15 protein-coding genes are annotated in these 21,826 nt (G+C 72.1%); 10 read left to right on the top strand and 5 right to left on the bottom strand.

Annotation, left to right across the window (positions count from 1 at the left end; genetic code table 11):
- The first annotated feature begins 205 nt into the window (after positions 1-205).
- Entirely contained in the window at positions 206-769 is a 564-nt protein-coding gene (locus tag FFG40_RS16560) for a hypothetical protein (RefSeq protein ID WP_138803741.1), read from the top strand.
- Complete coding sequence (locus FFG40_RS16555; protein ID WP_138803740.1) at positions 769-3,282, top strand: hypothetical protein; 2,514 nt, start codon at positions 769-771, stop codon at positions 3,280-3,282. Before FFG40_RS16560 ends, FFG40_RS16555 begins: the two co-directional genes overlap by 1 nt.
- A gap of 127 nt (positions 3,283-3,409) precedes the next feature.
- On the opposite strand, the gene FFG40_RS16550 is transcribed toward FFG40_RS16555, so the two are convergent.
- Complete coding sequence (locus tag FFG40_RS16550; protein WP_395876667.1) at positions 3,410-4,726, bottom strand: glycosyltransferase; 1,317 nt, start codon at positions 4,724-4,726, stop codon at positions 3,410-3,412.
- Between FFG40_RS16550 and FFG40_RS16545 the strand changes: the two genes are divergently transcribed.
- The gene (locus FFG40_RS16545; protein ID WP_395876645.1) at positions 4,649-7,360 is read left to right on the top strand and encodes a glycosyltransferase; all 2,712 of its coding nucleotides are present in this window, start codon (positions 4,649-4,651) and stop codon (positions 7,358-7,360) included. The two genes, FFG40_RS16550 and FFG40_RS16545, sit on opposite strands and share 78 nt — an antisense overlap.
- Before the next feature lie 155 nt (positions 7,361-7,515).
- Here the strand turns inward: FFG40_RS16545 and FFG40_RS16540 are convergent, their stop codons facing one another.
- The gene (locus FFG40_RS16540; RefSeq protein WP_138803737.1) at positions 7,516-8,817 is read right to left on the bottom strand and encodes an O-antigen ligase; all 1,302 of its coding nucleotides are present in this window, start codon (positions 8,815-8,817) and stop codon (positions 7,516-7,518) included.
- A 91-nt stretch (positions 8,818-8,908) separates the two neighbouring features.
- Here FFG40_RS16540 and FFG40_RS16535 point away from each other — a divergent pair, with 91 nt between their 5' ends.
- A complete protein-coding gene (locus tag FFG40_RS16535; protein WP_138803736.1) occupies positions 8,909-10,300 on the top strand; it encodes a hypothetical protein in 1,392 nt (463 codons plus the stop codon).
- An 18-nt stretch (positions 10,301-10,318) separates the two neighbouring features.
- Here FFG40_RS16535 and FFG40_RS16530 read toward each other — a convergent pair whose 3' ends face one another.
- Both FFG40_RS16530 and FFG40_RS16525 read right to left on the bottom strand, forming a co-directional pair.
- Positions 10,319-11,719 (bottom strand): O-antigen ligase, encoded by a 1,401-nt coding sequence (locus FFG40_RS16530; protein WP_138803735.1) that lies wholly within the window; start codon positions 11,717-11,719, stop codon positions 10,319-10,321.
- Entirely contained in the window at positions 11,716-13,860 is a 2,145-nt protein-coding gene (locus FFG40_RS16525) for an acyltransferase family protein (protein ID WP_138803734.1), read from the bottom strand. Before FFG40_RS16525 ends, FFG40_RS16530 begins: the two co-directional genes overlap by 4 nt.
- Positions 13,861-13,905: 45 nt before the next feature.
- Between FFG40_RS16525 and manA the strand changes: the two genes are divergently transcribed.
- The 5 genes from manA to FFG40_RS16500 all read left to right on the top strand — a co-directional run bounded on the left by manA (position 13,906) and on the right by FFG40_RS16500 (position 21,069).
- The gene (manA, locus tag FFG40_RS16520; RefSeq protein ID WP_138803733.1) at positions 13,906-15,114 is read left to right on the top strand and encodes a mannose-6-phosphate isomerase, class I; all 1,209 of its coding nucleotides are present in this window, start codon (positions 13,906-13,908) and stop codon (positions 15,112-15,114) included.
- 55 nt (positions 15,115-15,169) lie between these two features.
- Positions 15,170-16,132 (top strand): UDP-glucose 4-epimerase GalE, encoded by a 963-nt coding sequence (gene galE / locus FFG40_RS16515; protein ID WP_138803732.1) that lies wholly within the window; start codon positions 15,170-15,172, stop codon positions 16,130-16,132.
- Between the two features lie 188 nt (positions 16,133-16,320).
- Positions 16,321-16,653, top strand: coding sequence for a WhiB family transcriptional regulator (locus FFG40_RS16510; RefSeq protein WP_081827389.1), 333 nt, complete (start codon positions 16,321-16,323; stop codon positions 16,651-16,653).
- Positions 16,654-16,831: 178 nt separating this feature from the next.
- The gene (locus FFG40_RS16505; protein ID WP_138803731.1) at positions 16,832-19,669 is read left to right on the top strand and encodes a glycosyltransferase family 2 protein; all 2,838 of its coding nucleotides are present in this window, start codon (positions 16,832-16,834) and stop codon (positions 19,667-19,669) included.
- Entirely contained in the window at positions 19,666-21,069 is a 1,404-nt protein-coding gene (locus FFG40_RS16500) for a DUF5719 family protein (RefSeq protein WP_138803730.1), read from the top strand. Before FFG40_RS16505 ends, FFG40_RS16500 begins: the two co-directional genes overlap by 4 nt.
- Before the next feature lie 73 nt (positions 21,070-21,142).
- Here FFG40_RS16500 and FFG40_RS16495 read toward each other — a convergent pair whose 3' ends face one another.
- Positions 21,143-21,583, bottom strand: coding sequence for a metallopeptidase family protein (locus FFG40_RS16495; protein WP_071405768.1), 441 nt, complete (start codon positions 21,581-21,583; stop codon positions 21,143-21,145).
- A 59-nt stretch (positions 21,584-21,642) separates the two neighbouring features.
- Here FFG40_RS16495 and FFG40_RS16490 point away from each other — a divergent pair.
- Positions 21,643-21,826 (top strand): DUF3499 family protein (locus FFG40_RS16490; RefSeq protein WP_143882755.1); only part of this gene is annotated, 184 nt, incomplete at its 3' end.

The following is a 21,826-nucleotide window of genomic DNA, read 5'->3' as shown; positions in this document are numbered from 1 at the left end:
GTCTCTTCGTTCGGTGGGGGCAGGACCGGAACAGCATACTCACTGGACCGCTGAGATCGTCGGCGCGCACCGTGAGCCGGACGACACCCGTCGTCCACCCCCGTGCGGGGGTGAAAGTGCGCAGCAGCAACCCTCAACCTTCACTTTCGGGTTACCGTTGACGCAACCCGGACCCTTGTCAACAACCACAGGACGGCCCGAAAGCATGCAGCTTGCTCCACGGTCGATCGCTGCGCTCGCGGTGGTCGGTGCTCTCAGTCTCTTCACGGCGGGTTGTTCCGCCGGGGACGACCCCACCCCCTCGTCGAGCCCGTCGCGGACCGTCAGCCCCTCGCCCAGCGCGTCGGGTCCGTCGTCCCCGTCGTCGTCCTCGTCCGCTCCCGCGAGCGCTGACCCGTCCGACGACGACGTGCCCTCGGCGTTCCCCGGCAGCGGGCAGACCCCCGAACCCGACACCGACCCCTCGGACTTCCCGGCCACGGCACTCGTGACGTTCTCCGGGTGGGACGCCGGTACCAAGACCCTGCAGGCGGGCGGACTCGTGTCGGGCACGACCGACACGTCCGGCAAGTGCACGTTCCGGGCCAGCAAGGGCGGCGTCGCCCGCACCCAGACGAGCACGGCCGAGGCGAGCGCGTCGTCGGTGAACTGCGCGCAGGTGTCGTTCCCCGCGAGCCAGCTCTCCGCCGGGACCTGGTCGATCACCCTCGAGTACTCGGTCGGGTCGGCCTCGACCACGTCCGACCCGATGACGGCGGAGGTGCCGTGATGCGTTCCATCCTGACCGACGGCGGTCGACGCCGTCCCCTGCGTTCGGTGCTCGGCATGGTGGCCGCGCTCGCGATCGCGGTGAGCGGCCTGACCATCGGCACGATCGTGTCGGAGCAGACGACGACGGAGTCCGCGTCGGCCGCCGTCGCGGCGAACTTCGACCCTGGCAACATCATCAGCGACGCCAACTTCTACAACGGCGGCGCGATGAGCGGGTCGGCCGTGCAGTCGTTCCTGAACAGCGTCGCCCCGAACTGCACGCCGCGGTCCGGTGGCCCGGCCTGCCTGAAGAACTTCACGCAGAACATGAGCGCCATCGGTGCCGTCGCGAACCGGTGCTCGGCGATCCCCGGCGGCAGCAAGTCGGCCGCGACGATCATCGCGCAGGTCGGTGCCGCGTGCGGGATCAGCCAGAAGGTGCTGCTCGTGCTGCTGCAGAAGGAGCAGGGCATCGTCGCGACGAGCTCGCCGACGAGCTACATGTACCTGCACGCAACGGGCTTCGCCTGCCCGGACACCGCTCCGTGCGACCCCGCGTACTACGGCTTCGGCCAGCAGGTGTACGCCGCCGCGTTGCAGTTCAAGCGCTACCAGGCGACCCCGACGTCGTGGGCGTACCAGGCGGGCCGCAACAACGCGATCCTGTACAACCCGAACGCCGCCTGCGGCCGCAAGACGGTCAACATCAAGAACCAGGCGACCGCGGCCCTGTACATCTACACGCCGTACACCCCGAACAGCGCTGCGATGTCGAACCTCTACGGCACCGGTGACTCCTGCTCGGCCTACGGCAACCGCAACTTCTGGCGGATGTACACCGACTGGTTCGGATCGCCCACGGGCGGCTCGTCGCCGATCGGCAGCGTCGACTCCCAGAGCGGCGCGGCCGGCGGCACCATCACGGTGCGCGGCTGGACGGCCGACCCGGACTCGACCGAGTCGATCAAGGCGCAGTTCTACGTCGACGGCGTCGGCAAGGCGTCGGTCCGCGCCGACACCGTCCGCACCGACCTGGCCTCGCTGCTCGGTGCGAACAACACGGCGCACGGCTTCCAGACGACGCTCTCGGGCATCACACCCGGCAAGCACAACGTCTGCGTGTTCGGCATCAACGTCGGCGCGGGTGCGAACACGCTGCTCAACTGCGGGGACGTGACGGTGCCGGCCTCGGCCCCGGTCGGCAGTCTGGAGACCGTCACCGGCGGGACCGGCACCATCGCCGTCAGCGGCTGGGCGCTCGACCGCGACTCGTCCGCCGCCACCGCCTACAAGGTGCAGGTGGACAGCGTCGGCGCGATCGCCGCGACCGCCGACGTCGTGCGCACCGACATCGCTGCGAAGTACCCGGGCACGAGCTCCACGGTCGGGTTCTCGAAGACGATCCAGGGCGTCGCCGCCGGCTCCCGGACGGTCTCGCTCTGGACCCAGGACAAGCCCGGCGCGACGTGGGTCAAGGTCGCCTCGAAGACGACGACCGTCACCGCGGCGACCGGGACCTCCGGTGCGGTGAAGGGTGCCTTCGAGTCAGCGACCGCCGGGGTCCGCTCGGTCGCGCTCAAGGGCTGGGCGGTCGACCCGGACACGTTCGCGCCGGTCAAGTACAAGATCCACGTCGACGGTGTCGGCGCGGCGGCCGGCAGTGCGAGCGCCGCCCGGAGCGACGTGGCGCAGTCGTACCCGAAGTGGGGCTCCGCGCACGGTCTGACGGCGACCCTGACCGACGTCGAGCCCGGTCGGCACACCGTCACCGTCTGGTGGCAGGACCTGCCGAGCGGCAACTACGTCAGCGCCGGCTCGAAGACCGTGACGGTGGCGGCCCCGCCGTCGACCGGCACCACCGGCAAGACCGGTGCCGTCACCGGCGCGTTCGAGAAGGCGACCGCCGGACCGAACACCGTCGCGCTCACCGGCTGGGCGATCGACCCGGACCGGTACGACCCGGTCAAGTACAAGATCCACCTCGACGGCGTCGGCGCCGCGGCGGGCAGCGCGAACGCGGTCCGCACGGACATCGGTGCCGCGAAGCCCGGCTGGGGGAACGACGTCGGTCTCGCGGTGACGCTGCAGGGCGTCAGCGCGGGCAGCCACACGGTCACGGTCTGGTACCAGGACCTGCCCGGCGGCAACTACGTCAGCTTCGGCACGCAGCGGGTGACGGTCCAGGACGCCGTCCCCGCACCGACGGGGAAGACCGGAGCCGTGTACGGCGCCTACGACGCGGCGACCGGCGGCAAGGGCACGGTCGCGGTGAAGGGCTGGGCGATCGACCCGGACACGTTCGACCCGGTCAAGTACAAGATCCACGTCGACGGCGTCGGCGCGGCAGCGGGCAGTGCGAACGCGGTCCGCGCCGACGTCGAGAAGGTCCACCCGGGCTGGGGGTCCGACGTCGGAGTCGCGGTCACGCTCACCGGTGTGAAGCCGGGCAAGCACACCGTGCGCGTCTGGTACCAGGAGCTCCCCGGTGGCGTCTACAAGGACTTCGGCTCGAAGACGGTCACCGTCTCGTAGCGGGTCCACCAGACGGACGGGAGGCGCGCTGCCAGCTGGCAGCGCGCCTCCCGTCCGTCTGCGTCGCCGTCCCGGGCGCGCGGCCGGTCTCGGAGCCGCTCCTGGGCTGGAAGCCGTTTCGTCGCCGTCAGGCGCGTCGGCGGAGCGCGCGGGCGACGCCGCCGAGGCGGTCGAGGGCACGGAACTCGGCCGAGTGCGTCAGCGCGTCGTACCGGGTCGCGATCGCGTCGCGTTCGGCCTCGGCGGCGTGCTGCGCCGCTTCGGCCTCCTTGCGTGCGTGGTCGAGGACGGCGACCGCTTCCTCGGACACGATGAGCCGCCGGTTGATGTCCTCGACCCCCGCGCGGTGCACATCGCGCTCCTGCTCGGTCGCCCGGAGCAGCTCGCGCTGCTGCGCGGTCCAGCGGAGCAGCGGGCCGGCGCCGGTCTTCGCCGCGGCGTGCGAGATCGCCGCGTCGAGCGACGGGGCGACCTGCGCAGCGCGCGCCGCGTAGGAGTGCCGTTCCACCACGACGGAGCGGAGCCGCGCGACCAGGGCGTCCCGTTCGGCGGCCGGCATCGTGATCGCACGTTCGAGGGAGGGGGCGTCGGTGAAGACGGGGACGTCGGCCAGTCCGAGTTCGTCGAGGCCGAGCGCGCAGGAGGTGACCGGCAGTGCCCCGCACGCCAGCGACTCGTAGAGGCGCGAGTTGAGCGTGCCGAACGCCGCGGCGGGCTCGATGACGTCGTCGACCACGAACGCGGCGGCGCGGTACACCGCGGGCAGGGCGAAGTACGACACCGCCGAGCGGAGCTCGACGCCGGGGGCGGGGTCGATGTGCACGGCGTTCGCGGCGAACCAGACGATCGGCTCGGCGGGGGAGACCCGCTGCAGCACGTCCTGCACGCCGCGGCGCGCTCCCCAGAAGTTGACGGTCGTGACGGTGCGGCCCGTCCGCGGCGTCGTCGTCGTCCCGTCCGCGTCGGGGGTGAACAGGTCGAGGTCGACACCGATCGGCACCACCTCGACCGGCACGTCCACCACGCGCGACAGTTCGTCGCGGGCGATCGTCGACGACGCCCACACCGCGTCGAACTCGGCCAGGTACGGCACCGACGCCCACTTGGCCGTCCAGTTCCGCACCCACGCGACGGTGGCGGTCCTCGCCGGGACGAGACCGGGGACGAACGACTCGATCATGCTGACGAGCACCGTCGTGTCCTCGGGGACGTCCTCGGCCCAGCGCCGGATCGGCCAGACGTCCACGCCCCAGCCCTCCGCGCGGAGCGCCCGGGCCAGCCCGAGGGCGACGAACAGGTCGCCCTTGCCCTCGGTCGTGTCGTCGGTCGACACCGCGAAGCGGATCGTGCCCCTGGTCCCCGTAGCGTGGTCGCCGCGGGCGATCGCCTCGTACTCGGCTGCGAGGGGGGACGAGACGGGGGAGGACGGGATCGCGGGGTGCATCACGGTGCCATTGTGCACGAAGCACACCCGACCTCCGCCGAGCGCCGTGCTGCGCCTTGTAGGGTGTTGTCGGTCGCCGGGCATCCCCGGCGCCCGCATCACCGAACCGTGCCGCAGGCGCGGCAGCAGCTGGAGGAACTCGTCGTGACAGAGCGCAAGCCAGGAGTCGTTTCCGTCGTCCTCGTGAACTACAAGGGCACCGACGACACCCTGACGAGCATCGCCGAGCTCCGCAAGCAGGACTGGCCGCAGGACCGGCTCGAGGTCATCGTCGTCGACAACGGCTCCGGTGCCGAGCACGTCGGGCGGCTGAAGGCCTCGGACCTCGACTTCACCTTCGTCGACTCCGGCGCGAACCTCGGCTTCACCGGCGGGTGCAACCTCGGCGTCGAGCACTCGTCGGGCGAGATCGTGGCGTTCCTCAACAACGACGCCCGCCCGGACGCCGGCTGGGTGCGTGAGGCGATGGCCACGTTCGCGTCCGGCGCCGACATCGGCGCCGTGGCGTCGAAGGTCCTCGACTGGGAAGGCGTCAACGTCGACTTCACCGAGGCCGCGATGACCTGGTACGGCATGGGCTACAAGCCGTTCGCCGGGTCGCCGGACACCGGGCGGTGGGAGAGCGAGACCGACGTCCTGTTCGGCACCGGCGCCGCGATGTTCATCCGCGCCGAGCTCTTCGAGCAGCTCGGTGGCTTCGACGACCGCTACTTCATGTTCTACGAGGACGTCGATCTCGGGTGGCGCCTCAACCTGCTCGGCTGGCGCTTCCGGTACCAGCCGAAGTCGGTGGCGTTCCACAAGCACCACGCGTCGATGAACAAGTTCGGCGACTTCCGTGAGACCTACCTGCTCGAACGCAACGCCCTCTTCACGCTCTACAAGAACCTCGGCGACGAGCAGCTGGCCGCGGCCCTGCCCGGGTCGCTGGCGCTCGCGGTCCGCCGTGCCGTGGGCCGCGGCGAGCTCGACTCCACGTCGCTCGACCTGCGGAACCCCGGTGACGACAGCGTCCCGACCATCCCGGTGGCGAAGACCAGCATGGCGGGGATCTACGGTGTCGACCAGTTCGTCGAGCAGCTGCCGTCGATGACCGAGTCGCGCCGCGCGATCCAGGCGACGCGCGTCCGCACCGACCGCGAACTCCTGCGCCTGTTCGGCAACCGCGACGAGCCGGCCTACCCGATCGAGAACTACCTGGCCGGCTACGACAAGATCGTGCACTCGCTCGGGGTGCTCGAGGTCGGTGCACGGCGCCGGATCCTCATCGTCACCGGTGACTCCATCGGCGAGAAGATGGCCGGCCCCGCGATCCGCGCCACCCAGATGGCGAAGCAGCTCGCCGACGAACACGACGTGCGCGTGATCAGCCTCACCCGCTCGACGCAGATCGACCCGTCGTACGACGTCGTCACGGTCCCGCACCGACACCCGCGCCAGATGGTCGAGCACGAGGCCTGGGCCGACGTGATCATCGTCCAGGGCCACGCGCTGCGCCTGTTCCCCGTCCTCGAGTCGACCCGCAAGATCCTGGTGGTCGACGTGTACGACCCGCTGCACCTCGAGCAGCTCGAGCAGGGCCGCAGCGACGACGTCGACCAGTGGAACCGGCAGATCCTCGACGCCTCGGACACGCTCAACCACCAGCTCGAACTCGGTGACTACTTCATCTGCGCGTCCGAGCGGCAGCGCATGTTCTGGCTCGGGCAGCTCGCCGGCTCCGGTCGCGTGAACGCTCGCACGTACTCCCGCGACCCCGACCTCCGGTCGCTCATCGGCGTCGTGCCGTTCGGCCTGTCCTCGACGCCGCCGGTGCACGACCAGCCGCGGGTCAAGGGCGTCGTGCAGGGCATCGGCAAGAACGACAAGCTCGTCGTCTGGGGCGGCGGCATCTACGACTGGTTCGACCCGATCACGCTCGTGCGGGCGATCGGTCAGCTCGCCGAGCGGAAGCCGAACGTCAAGCTCTTCTTCATGGGCGTGCAGCACCCGAACCCCGACGTGCCCGAGATGGACATCGTCGCGAAGGTCCGCGCCGAGGCAGACGCCCTGGGGCTGACCGGCAAGAACGTCTTCTTCAACGACGCGTGGATCCCGTACGAGGAACGCGGTGCCTACCTGCTCGAAGCCGACGCCGGCGTCTCGACGCACTACGAGCACCTCGAGACGACGTTCTCGTTCCGGACCCGGATCCTCGACTACCTGTGGGCCCGTCTGCCCATCGTGACGACCGCCGGTGACTCGTTCGGCGACCTCGTCGCCGCGGAGAAGCTCGGCATCGCCGTGCACGAGCAGGACATCGACAGCCTCGCCGACGCACTCGAGACGGCACTGTTCGACAAGAAGGCGCGCGCCGAGTTCATCGGGAACGTCGACCGCATCCGCGAGCAGTTCACGTGGGAGAACGTCCTCGCGCCGCTCGTCGAGTTCTGCCGGAACCCCGTCCGCGCCGCCGACAAGTCGGTGCGGGACACGGTGGCCGTGGCCGAAGCCCACCAGATGCGCGTGCGGGTGCCGGAGCGCAAGAAGCTCTCGGGCGTCCGCTACGACGTCGGCCGTGCGGTGCACTACTTCCGCACCGAGGGCCCGCGCAGTGTCGCGGGCAAGATCAAGCGGCGCCTGACGAGCCGGTGACCAGGGCGGGCGCCGCGTCCGTGGCGCCCGCGCCCGGGTGATCGCCCGCACGGACCCCGGGTCGGTGGCAGCGCCGACCGGGTCGTCGCACACGTCCGGAGCCGTCGTGCCTGCGGGGGTGCTGCGGGAAGGTGCTGCGGCGCGGGGGCTGCGGTTCAGGGGCGCGGCAGGTGGCGGCGCCACGAGCGCCGCCGGGCAGCGATCACGAGCACCGTCACGAAGACCATCAGGCCCGCGCCGTGCAGCAGGTAGCTCTCCGCGGTGCTCGTGACGGCCAGCAGCACCAGTACCGCGGCCGGCCACACGTACGCCACGCCGGGGAACGTCGTCGCGGTCACCCAGGCCCGCGCGAACGCCAGGAGCGCCGTCACGGCCAGGATGATCGTGCCGGCGAGTCCGATCTGCAGCCAGGCGTCGACGAAGGCGTTGAGCCCTGAGTGGAACCGCATCCCCGCCGGGTCGATCAGGGTCACGTACGGCACCACGGCTTCGCGCGGCCAGGTGCCGACCCATCCCCAGCCCTGGATCGGGTAGCGCTCGGTGAGCACGCGGATCTGCGACCACAGGTCGATGCGCGTGGCGGTGCCGCCAGCGGCACCCATCTCGGCCAGCAGCCGACCGCGGGCGAGGACCGCGACGACGAGGGCCAGCAGGACGGTGGCGCCGAGGACGCCGTTCACCACCGGGCGCGTCGCCGGTCTGGCGTGCCGGAGTGACCAGAGCGCCAGCGCCGTGACGGCCAGGGCGATCATCGCGAGTCCGGTGATGGGGGACTGGACGAGCATCAGCGCGATGACGGCCAGGGCAGTGGAGGCGACGGCCCGCCAGAGGGTGACGGAGCGGGTGAGGAACTCGACCACGAAGGTGACGAGCGCCATGGCGGCGATGAACCCCATGAAGTTGCGGGTACCGCCGATGCCCTGGATCGGGCCGCCGTAGGCGATGTCACCGCGGATGCCGAACGCCGGGAACGGCACGTCGAGCACCAGGCCGGACAGCACCTCGAGGCCGAGGGCGGTCACGAGGAGGATCCGGAACGCATCACCCGACGCTCGGATCACCTGGACGAGGTCGCGTCCGAGCGCCAGGTACAGCCCCAGACCCATGAAGCACACGGTGGCGACGAGCCCCCGCAGCGCGACCCACGAGTACTCGCTCCAGAGCACGCTCAAGGCGCAGTACCCGAGGAACGCCAGCAGGGACAGCGGCAGCACTCCGTGCCACTCGATCCGGTACCGCTGCCCGAGCAGGCTCAGGCCGGCGAGCACGAACAGCGTGACGAGCACCGCCCACGTGCCGGCGGTACCGACCACGGCCCCGACGGTGGGCTGCCCGAACGCGAACAGCACGATGACCGTCGCGAGCGCCTGGCTGAACCGCCCGCCGGCGGAGAACCCGATCCAGGCGGAGAGGTAGCGGCGTGCCCGCACCCGCTTCGTCAGCCGTCCGTCCGTCACCCCACCATCTTGGTGCACGGACCTCGGTACCAGGTCATCGCGGAGCGTCGATATCGACGATGTGTGATGAACCGGCTAGCGTCGTCGGACGATGCAGCACCCTGCGAGCCCCAGCCACCGCCGTCTCGACGGCTTCCGAGTGGTCGCCGCGGCGGTCCTGGTCGGCATCGCCACGGCCGCGCTCGCCTGGTGGCGACTCGGGCCGACGGCACGTGGCACCGTGTGGGCGGAGGACGGCGGGCTGTTCCTCCGGGAACGCATCACCCTCGGCGCCGTCGACTCCCTGCTGCACCCCTACGCCGGCTACCTGCACCTCGTGCCCCGGTTGCTCGTCGACGTCGCCTGGGCGCTGCCGGTCCAGGACTACGCCCGGGCACTGTCCGCTGGGGCCTGCCTCGTCGTGGGCGCGGTGGGCACCACGGTGTTCGTGCTCGCGCGAGACGTCGTGCCGCAGTGGCTGCTCCGAGCCCTGCTCGCCGCGGTGCCGGCCGTGCTCCCGCTCGCCCCCCACGAGATCAGCGGGAACGCCGCGAACCTGCACTGGTACATGCTCTTTGCCGCCCCCTGGTTGTTCGCGTACCGCGCGCGGACGTGGTGGGCCTCCGGTACGGTCGCCGTCCTGACCGCCTTCGCGGTCCTCACGGAGTTGCAGACCGTGCTGTTCCTGCCGCTCCTGCTCCTCGCGTGGTTCCCCCTGCGGGACGCTTCGGGTGCCCGGGCATGGCCACGCGCGGTCCCGGTGACCATCGTCGCCCTGATCGGCGCCGGGGCGCAGGTGGCAGCTGCCCTCACCGACCAGCGATCGCAGCCGTCGGGGACGCCGGCGTTCACCGACGTGGTCGCCGGGTGGCTGCTGCAACCCGTCGCGGGGATCTGGACACCGGACGTCGGTGCCGCCGTCCGCGCCGTCGTGACCCACGGCTGGGGTGTCGTGCTCGTGCCCGTCCTGCTGGTCGCCGTCGCGGTGGTGGGCGCACTCTTCCTCGGGACGTGGCGCGCACGCTGGCTGATCCTCGCGCTCGCCGTCGTGTCCGGCGGCGTGTGGTGGGCAGCGCTGCTCGCCAACGGGGGACAGGAACAGGCGTGGGCGCGCCCGATCCCGGCACTCGCAGCCGTCCCGGCACTGCGCTACGCCGCGGCGTCGGGGATGCTCCTGCTGGCAGCGGTGGTCGTCGCGGCGAGTGTGCTCCTCGACGCACGGCCGGCGCGTCGGGCGGGACGATCGTCGCGTCGAGTGGCACGGCCGGCGGGCGGTGTCCGCTTCGTCCGCGTGCTGGCGGGCTGGTCGGTCGTCGCCGTCCTGGTCGTCGCGGTGGTGGGCAACCTGGCCCCCGGTGCGACACGGCGGAGTGACGGCCCGGTCTGGGCGACGCAGATCCCTGGCGCGGTCGCTGCGTGCGACGGCGACCCCACGCGGGACGTCGAGGTCCGGAAGGCGCCGTGGACGGCCAGGGTACCGTGCGCGAGGCTGCTCGAGCGCTGACCGCCGGGTGCTCCGCGGTCAGCGTGCGATCGGCAGTCGCCACTCCCGCCGGGCCGGCGGGGTGCGCGGGCCGTCGCCGGCCGACCGGGGTTCCTCGCCGACCAGGACGATGCGGGTCTTGATCGCGACGAGGGCGAACAGGACCCAGTTCCCCTGGTACAGCAACCGCGACTCGGCGACGGACTGCACGAGCAGCGCCACGACGACGAGGAGCGGCAGGAGCGACACCGGGTCGAACGACCTGGGGGTCCCGACGGCGTCGTACCCGATCCTGGTCGCGGACGACCACGACCTGTCGAGCGTCGTCACGACGTACAGGGCGAACAGGACCAAGCCGATGATGCCGGTCTGCATCCACACGTCCAGGTACGCGTCGTGGGCCTGCAGGTACGTCACACCCTTGCGGTGCGCGAGGTCGGCGAGCGTGGGGATGTCCGGCCACCAGTACCCGATCCACCCCCAACCGAGGACCGGGTGCTGGTCGATCAGCTCGAGCACGCGCTGCCAGATGTCCCCGCGGCCCGTCGCGTCCGTGCCCTTGCCGAGGAGCTCCGACACGGTCCCACGGGCTGCGAACGCCCCGAGGCCGACGACGGCCGCGCCGACCAGGGCGAGGAGGTACCGCGGCGTCCGGCGGTCGGTGGGGACGCGTCGGATCCAGAGCGCGACGAACAGTGCGGCGGCGACGACGAGCGCGGCGGCGAGCACGGTCGACGAGCGGGTGAGGACCAGGACCGCGCCGGCCACGACGAGCCAGCCGACGGAGCGGTTCCTGCTCATGCGGCCCTCGGCGAACTGCAGGGCGATGGCGATCGCGGCGAGCAGGGCGACCATCGCGAGCAGGTTCGCGTTGCCGGGCAACCCCTGGATGCGACCGCCGGTCAGCAGTTCGGCGCGGGAGAAGTAGAAGGCGTCGGGGATGTCCCGGTCGCCGTAGTCGGTCCAGACCGGGACGATCGGGTGCCGGACGACGACGGCCACCACGGCCTCGAACAGCAGCGACCCCATCAGCACCCAGCGGAACGCGAGGCTCATCGCGTCCAGGATCCGACGCCACGTCAGGGTCGACGCGACCGCGAACGCCATCGCGGCGCAGATCACCTGCGCGGCGATGCTCGCGAGCGTCGCCGGGCGCCAGTGCGACCAGGCGACGGACACCAGGCACCAGGCGAGGAAGAACCAGAGCGCCCACGGTGTCCGGACCAGCGGCGGCCTCGCCCTGACCAGGATCGTCACGCCCCACACTGCGACGAGTGCCCACACTGCAGCCGCCCCGAACCAGGTCAGGGTGTTCGGGAAGGCGTCGCCGGCGAACAGGACGAAGAGCAGCGTCGCACCGAACGAGAACGCCTCGCGCTCGGGTACGGTGCCGCGCGAGAGCGGCCAGGTGTTCGTCACGACGTCAGGGTACGGGGTCATCCGCGTCCGTCCTCGCGGAAGGCGGCGAGCGTGCGGGCGATCTCGTCGCCGAGGTACGGCGCCAGGGTCGTCGCGAACGTGTTCGTCAGGTGGGTGCGGTCGCGGTGCACGAGCACGCCGCCGATGACCGCCGGGCAGGTGGTGTCGGTGCAGTAGTACTGCGACAGGTCGATCACCCGGGCCTTGCCGGGCATCCGGGCGGCAGCCTGCTCCGAGCCGTCGAACAGACCGAAGCCGAACGAGCGGCTCGAGTCGCACGCGCTCGTCGTCGGGCCCGACATCTGGCCGACGCACGCCACCACGTCGGTCCGCGCGGTCGGGTTGTCGCGGAGTGCGAGGACCGGGATGCCCGCGTCGGCCGCTGCCTGCCACGCTCCCACCATGCCGTCGACGACGGTCTCGCTGTCCGACTGCCCGGGCACCGAGGCGACGGGGCCGTTGCCGGTGGAGTGCGTCACGATCACGCCGTCCAGGTCACCGTGCGCGCGCAGGTAGGCCATCGCGTTCTGCTTCCACGCGGTGCAGTCGTCGACCTGCTTCCCCGTGTTCGCCTTCTGCACCGCGGTGGTGAGGTAGCAGCTCTGGTGTCCCGCCACGTCGATGCGCCAGTTGTTCGCCTTCGCGATCGCCGCGTAGGTGTCCACGAAGACGTTGTTGTGCGAGTCGCCGATCGCGATGAGGTGCTCCGTGTAGCCGGACTTCGGCCCGAGTTCGCAGACGTTGAAGGCGCTCGAGTCGTTCGACCAGCACGCCCCCCGGTTCGAGTCGTCGTCGAGCGCGTTCGCGGCCGAGGGGACCCGGACGTCTGCCAGATCGGGGTTCACGCAGGGGGCGGACGACGAGATCCGTGCGGCGGCACCGAAGCAGCGCACGTCGCCGGTGCTGAGGCGCTGCTGGAACTCGGCCGCCTGCACCTGCTGCACGTGCAGCGCCGCCAGCGAGGCGGCACCGAGCGCCACGACGAGCACGGTGCTCAGGGCGCCGTAGAGCGCGACCCGGCGCGGACGCAGTGCCCGCACCCAGCCGGAGAACCGGAGCGGTTCCTCGATGCAGATCGTGGTGACCGCGCCGATGAGCACCGCACCGATGAGGATCGCGACCTTGTCCTTGGCGGTGAGCTCGTGGCGGAGCGCGATCGGCAGGATGACGACGGCGGGCCAGTGCCACAGGTAGACGGCGTACGAGATCCGACCCAGGAACGCGATCGGGGTCAGCCTGCCGACCCGCTGCAGCCCGGAGTGCGCGCCGAAGAGCACGACGAGCGTCGCCGACACGACCGGCAGCGCGGCGGCGATGCCCGGGAAGGGCGTGGACCCGGTGATCAGCACGAGCGACGCGACGAGCCCGGCCGCGCCGACCCAGGCTCCCACGACCCGCACCGTCCGGGCGGGGGGCGTGCGCGGCGCCGCGAGCGGGATCGTCGCCGCGAGCCCGCCGAGCGCGAACTCCCACGCCCGCGTCGCCGTCGAGAAGTACGCGATCCCCGAGGCGGTGTGGGTCTGGACGATGCTCCACCCCAGGGACAGGACCACGACGGCGCCGAGGAGCACCTGCGCGACGACGACCGGGGAGACGCCGTCCCGCCGTGCGCGCCGTGCGACCCACAGCGCGCCGAGCAGCAGGAGCGGGAGGGCGATGTAGAACTGCTCCTCGACCGACAGCGACCAGAAGTGCTGGAAGGGCGACGCCTGGTTGCCCTGCGCCAGGTAGTCGACCGCGTCGGCGGCCAGCTGCCAGTTCTGCACGTAGACCGTGGAGGCGATGAGCTCACGGCCGTACTGGCCCCACAGCGCGCTCGGGACCCAGACCAGCACGGCGGTCCCCGTCGCGGCGATCGTGAGGAAGGCCCCGGGGAGCAGCCGCTTCGCCCGCCGCGACCAGAACCCGGCGAGCCCGATCCGGCCGGTGGCGGTCAGCTCACGCAGCAGGTGCCCGGTGATCAGGAAGCCCGAGATGACGAAGAACACGTCCACGCCGACGAACCCGCCCGGCAACCGGTTCGGCCACAGGTGGTAGAGCACGACGGCGAGGACCGCGAACGCCCGGAGGCCCTGGATGTCCCACCGCGTGGGGTCGGCCGTGCGGCGGGGGGAGGAACGCAGGGATCCTCGGGGCGGTGACTCCACCGTGCTTGCAGACATCGCGGAGATTCTAGTGTCGCGCGCCGCGCCGGTAGGCTCTGGCCCATGTTCCTCGGCATCACGAACACCCCCCGCGACTACGCCTGGGGCTCGGTCACCGCGATCCCGGAGCTCCTCGGCCGCACCGTCACGGGTGCCCCGCAGGCGGAGCTCTGGCTCGGCGCCCACGCCGGCAGCCCCAGCGTCGTCGTGAACCCGGCCATGGTCGGTGGGGCCGACACGCTGCTCGACTGGATCGCCGCCGAGCCGCAGGACGCCCTGGGCGGCGACCGCACCGGCCTGCCGTTCCTGCTCAAGGTGCTCGCAGCGGCGGCACCGCTCTCGCTGCAGGCGCACCCCACCCCGGAGCAGGCCGAGGACGGGTTCGCCCGCGAGGAGCGCGAGGGGATCCCGCTCGACGACCCGGCACGCAACTACAAGGACCCGTTCCCGAAGCCCGAGCTCGTCGTCGCGCTGAGCGAGCGGTTCGAGGCGCTGAGCGGCTTCCGCCCCGTCGAGGAGACCCTGGCCGAGGTGCGCGTGCTCGATGCGGGCACCGGACGGCTCGGTCCGCTCGAGGTGCACCTGCTGCACGGGCTCGAGGACACCGTCCGCTGGCTCGAGACCGCCGACGAGTCCGCGCTCGCCGTGGTGCAGGCCGTGAGCGACCTGGCCGTCTCGCTCGACGACGACCTGCTCACCCCGAACACCGCGACCGTCCGCGACCTGGCCACCAGCTGGCCCGGCGACCCCGGCATCGTCGTCTCCCTGCTCATGCACCGGGTGACGCTCGCCGCCGGACAGGCCATGTACCTGCCCGCCGGCAACATCCACGCCTACCTCGACGGACTCGGCATCGAGCTGATGGCGCCGTCGGACAACGTGCTGCGCGGGGGGCTCACGCCGAAGCACGTCGACGTGCCGGAGCTCCTGCGGGTGCTCGACTTCACCGCGTACCAGGCCCCGGTCCTCGAGCCCGAGCGCATCGCCCCGGGCGTCGACCGGTTCGCGCCGGACGGCGTCGGGTTCGCGCTGCTGCGGGTGGACGGCGACGGCCGCCCGGTCGGACTGAGCACGGGCGGGGTCGCCCCGCTCGTCGGCCCGTCCATCGCCGTGTGCACCGAGGGCGTCGTCACGCTCGTCGGCGCGCGGTCGGCGACCCTGCTCCGCAAGGGCGAGTCGTGCTTCATCACGCCGGACGAGGGCGACGTGACGGTCGAGGCGGACTCCTCCGACGGCATCACGTCGACCGTGTTCATCGCCACCGGCGCCTAGGGCGCGCACCGGCACCGCCACCGGGGCGTCGCCGACGTCCGCTAGCGTGGCGAGCATGAGTTGGCTGGTCACCGGCGGTGCCGGGTACATCGGGTCCCACGTCGTCCGAGCACTGCGCTCGGCCGGCATCGACACGGTCGCGTTCGACGACCTCTCGAGCGGTTTCCGCGCGTTCGTCCCGGGCGACGTGCCGTTCGTCGAGGGCACGATCCTCGACGGCGAGCTCGTCGCACGCACCCTGCGCGAGCACGAGGTCACCGGCGTGGTCCACGTCGCGGGGTTCAAGTACGCCGGCGTCTCGGTCGAGCGTCCGCTGCACACCTACGAGCAGAACGTCACCGGGATGGCGACCCTGCTGCGTGCGATGGCCGAGACCGGCGTCACCAAGGCGGTGTTCTCGTCGAGCGCGGCGGTCTACGGCACGCCGGACGTCGAGACCGTGGTCGAGTCCACCCCGAAGAACCCGGAGTCGCCCTACGGCGAGTCGAAGCTCATCGGCGAGTGGCTGCTGCGCGACATGGAGGTCGCCGCGGGCTTCACCACGACGTCGCTCCGGTACTTCAACGTCGTCGGTTCGGGGGAGCCCGACCTGTACGACGCCAGCCCGCACAACCTGTTCCCGCTGGTCTTCGACGCGCTGCTCGCCGGCCGGACCCCGCGGATCAACGGTGACGACTACGCCACCCCGGACGGCACGTGCGTGCGCGACTACGTGCACGTCGCCGACCTGGCGCACTCGCACGCGGTGGCCGCGCGGAAGCTCGAGGCGGGGGAGCCGCTCGAGCGCGCCTACAACCTCGGCAGCGGCGACGGTGTGAGCGTCCGGCAGATCATGGACGCCATGGCGGCGGGCACCGGGATCGCCTTCGACCCCGAGATCGCGCCGCGGCGCCCCGGCGACCCGGCCCGCATCGTCGCGACCGGCGAGGCCGCCGCCCGTGACCTCGAGTGGGCCATGCGGCACTCCCTGGACGAGATGGTGTCGAGCGCGTGGGAGGCCCGTCGCAGCGCCTCCTGAGCGCCTGAGGACGCGTCAGTTGTCCCCCGGAAGGCCCACCCGCGCGGCGCGACACGCCCAAACGGGGGACATGACACGCTGGAGCGGTCAGTGCCTTCTATGATCCGCGACTTGACTCAGGCGAATGACACCGCTGTAATTACAGGCAACGGCCGCAAGAGTTGGGGTTCGTTGTCGAGGCGGCAGGGGTGATCAGGGTGAACGGTTCCGAGTTCCACGCCGGAGTTCCGGAGGACTGGCACGTCGATCCCGTGGCGCTCGGCGTCCCGGGTGTCCGACGTCCGGAGACCGACGACGAGGAGAACCCGCTCGCCTGGCAGGTCGACTCGCTCTGCGCGCAGACCGACCCCGAGGCGTTCTTCCCCGAGAAGGGCGGCTCCACGCGCGAGGCGAAGAAGATCTGCACCTCGTGCGAGGTCCGGGCACAGTGCCTCGAGTACGCGCTCGAGAACGACGAACGCTTCGGCATCTGGGGCGGCCTCTCCGAGCGCGAACGCCGCAAGCTGCGGAAACGGGCGTAGGAGCGTCCACGGCGCGCCAGCGCCGTGCGACTGCGCCCCTGAGGAGCGTGCGACGAAGGCGCCGGAAGGCGACCACCTCCGCCCGTCCCGCACCGTGCAGTGAGCGCGCCCACAGGTTCACGGCGCGCCGCCGTCCGCAGCCGACACCGCGCCTCCAGACCGTAGAGTGACGCCCGTCATGCAGCCCAGAGTCACCGCGATCCTCGTCGCCGCCAACGGGGCGGCCCACCTCGACCGGACCCTGGACGCGCTCGCCGCCCAGACCCGCCACCCCGAGAACCTGGTGGTCGTCGACGTCGGCACGACCGACGGATCGACCGCCGAACTGTCCTTCGGTGGGTCCGCGCAGCTCGTCCGGCTCCCCGGGGGCAGGGCGTTCGGCGACGCCGTCCGACAGGGCGAGCGCAGCGCGCCGCCCGCAGCGACCGACGAGCCGGTCGACGAGTGGCTGTGGGTCCTCGGCCACGACAACGCGCCGGCACCGACCGCGCTCGCCGAGCTGCTGTCCGCCGTCGAGATCGCTCCGTCGGTCGTCGTCGCCGGTCCGAAGCTCGTCGCCGACGACGACCCGTCGCTCATCCGTGCCTTCGGCGAGAGCATGACCCGCTTCGGCCGGTCGATCGTGCTGGTGCAGGACGAGCTCGACCAGGGCCAGCACGACCGCAACACCGACGTGCTCGGCGTCGCCGCCGGCGGGATGCTCGTGCGCCGCTCGGTCTGGAACGAACTCGGCGGCTTCGACCCTGCGCTGCCGGACGTCGACGCGGCCCTCGACTTCTCGGTGCGGGTCCGCCTCGCCGGACACCGCGTCGCCCTCGTGCCGGAGGCAAAGGTCACCAGTGCCGGACCCATCGAGGAGTTCGGTCGGAAGCGCCTGTCCGAGGCGCGGCGCGTCCGGATGCACCGGCAGGCGCAGCTGCACCGCCGGATGACCTACGCGCCGGCCGCGCTGGTCTGGCTGCACTGGCTCACACTCGTGCCGTTCGCGATCGGCCGCGCGCTCGGACACCTCCTCGCGAAGCACCCCGCCGCCGTGGTCCCCGAGCTCTCCGCCGCGTTCGCCGTCGCGTTCGGCGGTGGCGCCGTGCGCGCGCGCAAGAACCTGGCCCGCACCAAGAAGCTCGGGTGGGCAGCCGTCGAGCCGCTCCGCGTGAGCTGGCGACGGGTGCACGAACACCGCACCACCTCGCGCGACGTCGAGCTCGCCCGGGTCGAGGACGCCCCGATCGCGCGGGCGTCGTTCCTGAGCGACGGCGGCATCTGGGTGGTCCTGGCCGCCGCGGTGCTCAGCGTCGTGACGCTCTACCCCCTGCTCGGGTCGCCGGCCCTGACCGGCGGGGGACTCCTGCCGCTCTCCGCGACCCCGGGGCAGCTCTGGCAGAACGTCGGGTACGGCTTCCACTCGCTCGGCACGGGCTTCACCGGGCCGTCCGACCCCTTCGCCGCGGTCCTCGCCGTGCTCGGCTCGATCGTCTTCTGGTCGCCGTCCACCGCGGTCGTGCTCGTCATGCTCGTCGCGTTCCCGCTGTCCGCCCTGGGTGCCTGGTTCGCGGTCCGCAAGGTCACGACCCGCACGTGGGTCCCGGTCATCGGTGCGTCGCTCTACGCGATCGCCCCGTCGCTCGTCGGCGCGGTGACCACCGGGCACCTCGGCGCCGTGGTCGCGCACCTGGTCCTGCCGTGGCTGTTCGTCGCCGTGCTCGAGGCGCACCGATCGTGGGCCTGGGCCTCCGGCGCGTCGCTCCTGTTCGCCGTCGTCGCCGCCTCGGCGCCGTCGCTGCTGCCGGTCCTGCTCATCGGCTGGCTCGTGGCGCTCCTGGTCGGCTGGCGTCGGGCCCACCGTCGCGTGTTCATCCCGGTGCCGACCGCGGTGCTGTTCCTGCCGCTGATCCTGGCGCAGGCGGCCCGTGGCAACCTGCTCGCCGTGTTCGCCGACCCCGGCGTGCCGTCCGCGACCCGGGCGCCGTCCGCGCTCCAGCTGGCCATCGGACAGCCCCTGCCCGACTGGAGCGGCTGGCTCCCCGCGACGTCCGGACTTGCCTTCGTCACGACGGTCCTGCCGGTCGTGATGGCCGTCCTCGCGCTCCCCGTGGCCGTCGCCGCGATCGGCGCGATGCTCGGACACCGCTGGGCGGTCGCGGGCTCGGCGCTCGTCGTCGCACTCCTCGGCTTCGCGACGGCCTTCGCCGCCACCCACGTCACCGTCACCGGTGTCGGCTCGACCACCACCATCGTCTGGCCAGGCAGCGGTCTGTCCGTGTACTGGCTCGCCCTGGTGGTCGCGGCCTGCATCGGCATCGACGTGCTGCCGAAGGCCGCACCGGTCACCGGACTCGTCGCGACCGTGCTCGCCGGGGTCGCCGTGGCACCGGCCTTCGCGGCGTTCTACCTCGGCACCGCCACGATCGAGCCGACCACGGGCCGGGTGCTCAGCGCCTACGTGAACGCCGAGGCCCAGGCGAACCCCGACGTCGGCACGCTCGTCGTCGTCCCGCAGGACGACGGTTCGCTCGCCGTCACGCTCGAGCGCGGACAGGGCTCGACCCTCGACGACCAGTCGACGCTCGACGCCACCGCACTCCGGCTGAGCGAGTCCGGCGCGCGGCTGACCACGCTCGCCGGCAACCTGGCGAGCCGCAGCGGGTACGACCCCCGGCCGGCGCTCCGCGAGCTCGGCGTGAGCTTCGTGCTCATCGACGACGCCGGCGACGACCCCGAGGCGCAGACGGTGCACGACCGGGCCGCCGGTGCGATCGGTCAGAACGCGCTCTTCACGAGCATCGGTGAGACCACCAACGGGCAGCTGTTCCACTACGAGGGCGAGGTCGACCGCACCCGCTCCGGCTCCGCCGCGACCCAGGCCACCCACGTGCTGTACCTCGTCGTGCTCGGCGTGGTCTTCGGCGCCGCAGCCCTGCTCGCGGTCCCGACGGCACCGCGCCGCCGCCGCGCCACCTCGAACGTCATCGAGGCCGAGGAACCCGCCACCACCTTCGACGAGGAGCGCGACGAATGAGCACCAACCCCTCCTCGGTCCGGCGCTGGATCGTCCGCGGCACCGCCACGGCCGTCGCCGTCGTCGTCGCCGCGGGTGCCGTCACCGCGGCCCACGCCATCGGCACCGAGTCCGAACCGGGTCGACCCGCCGGGCGCACCGTGACGCCGGTCCCCGCCGCCGCCGAACGTGTCTGTGCCGGCAGCGCACTGCGGTTGTCCGACGACTCCGGCAACGACGCGACGCAGGCGAGCACCGTCGGCACCGCGACCGTGGCGACGGCGACGACCGGTTCGACGGTCGAGCGGTCCTCGCTCGACCCCTCGACCACCGGCGGCAGCGACCCCCGGCTCCTGACGGCACCCGCTGGCGAGACGACCCCGCAGGTCGCGGGCAGCAGCTTCCAGAGCGTTTCCAGCGGCGACCTGGTGGGCGCCGGCGCTGCCTCGTGCGACGACCCGACCCAGTCCACGTGGCTGGTCGGCGGTTCGACGGAGACCGGTCGCACGAGCCTCGTCACGCTGTCGAACCCCACCGACGTGAACGCCACGGTCGACCTGACGATCTTCGACGGCTCGGGGACCGTCAGCGCGCCCGGGACCACCGGCATCGTCGTCGCGCCGAACACGCAGAAGGTCGTCCCGCTGTCGGGCTTCGTGTCCGACGCCGCCTCGACCGTCGTGCACGTCACGTCGTCCGGCGGACAGATCGTCGCGCACATGCAGGAGTCCGTCGTCCGCACCCTCACCCCCGGTGGCTACGACATCGTCTCCGGTGGTGCGGCCCCGTCGCGCTCGCAGGTCATCCCCGCCGTCGTCCTCGCCGACGCGCAGGCGGCCCAGCGCGGCGACGACACGGCCGACGCGGTGCCGATCGTCCGGTTGTTCGTGCCCGGCACGAAGTCGGCTCGCGTCACCCTCGGCATCAGCACGGCCGACGGCGGCGGCACGACCGTCAACGCCACCGCGGAGCCCGGGGTCGTCACCGACGTCGCGCTCGACGACTTCCCGGACGGCCGGTACTCGTTCACCGTCACCTCGACCGAGCCGGTCGTCACCGGTGCACGCACCACGACGCCCACCGACGACGCCGGCACCGACCTCGGGTGGTTCGCCTCCGCGGAGCCCCTGGGTGACCGGACGATCACCGCCATCGCCCCGGGCGAGGGTGTTCGGCTGAACCTCGTGAACCCCACCCGTCAGGACCGTCCCGTGACGATGCAGTCGGGCGATGAGCGTCTCAACCTGGTCCTGCTGTCCGGTGCGACGGTGACGCTCCCGGTGCAGACCGCGAAGCAGCTCACGCTGACCGGTACGGAGGGCATCGTCGCGGGGGTCACCTACCGCGGGGCCGACGGCATCGCCGGGTTCCCGGTGCGACCGGCGACCGACGTCTCCACCCCGGTCCGCATCTACCCCTGACGCTGGATGCGGCCCGCCCGGCACCGGCGGCCCGGGCTCACCGGTGCGGCGTGCCCGGCGTGGTCGGCCCGGCTCACCAGTGGCGGTAGCGGTCCGGTGCCAGGTCCCAGGGGTCCTTGCCGATCAGCTCGCCGACCGCGCGGAACACCGCGGTCTCGATGATGATGCGGCGGTCCGAGTCGTCCTTCTCAGGGCTCCGGTTCACCCGTTCGACGGGGATCCGGAAGACGGTCACGCGGCGGGTGTCGCGGTCGATGCGCCAGCGCGGCATCTCGTCCGGCAGGGTCGTGTCGCTCGGCATGTCCGCCACCTGGAACACCACGCCGGACAGCTCCTCGGGCCAGAGCCCGAGCAGGTAGTGCGCGCTGTCACCGACGATCCGGTCGAACGCCTCGGCGCGGGTGATGATCGGGGCGAGCTCCGGTCCGGTGACGCTCGAACGCCCGCCTCGGCCGTGCCGGGAGCGCCCCCGACCGCGGTCGACCGGGGTGACGAGGCGAGGCTTCCGACGCATCCCCACATCGTACGCGGGGACCGGTGCGCGCCGGACGCTCCGCTAGGCTCCCTGACGAGATGGACGTGCGGATCTGCAGCAAGGTGGCGTGTGCCAACAGCGCTTCGTCGACCCTGACGTACGACTACGGCGACTCCATGGTGGTCGTCGGCCCGCTGTCGACCCGGGTCGAACCGCACGGCTACGACCTCTGCGCCCGCCACGCGGCCACCCTGCGCGTCCCGCAGGGGTGGCAGGTGGTGC

Source organism: Curtobacterium sp. KBS0715, assembly GCF_005938005.2.
Taxonomy (GTDB): Bacteria; Actinomycetota; Actinomycetes; order Actinomycetales; family Microbacteriaceae; genus Curtobacterium; species Curtobacterium flaccumfaciens.
The sequence above is the reverse complement of the archived record's forward strand: the minus strand, read 5'-3'. Positions and strand labels throughout refer to the sequence as shown.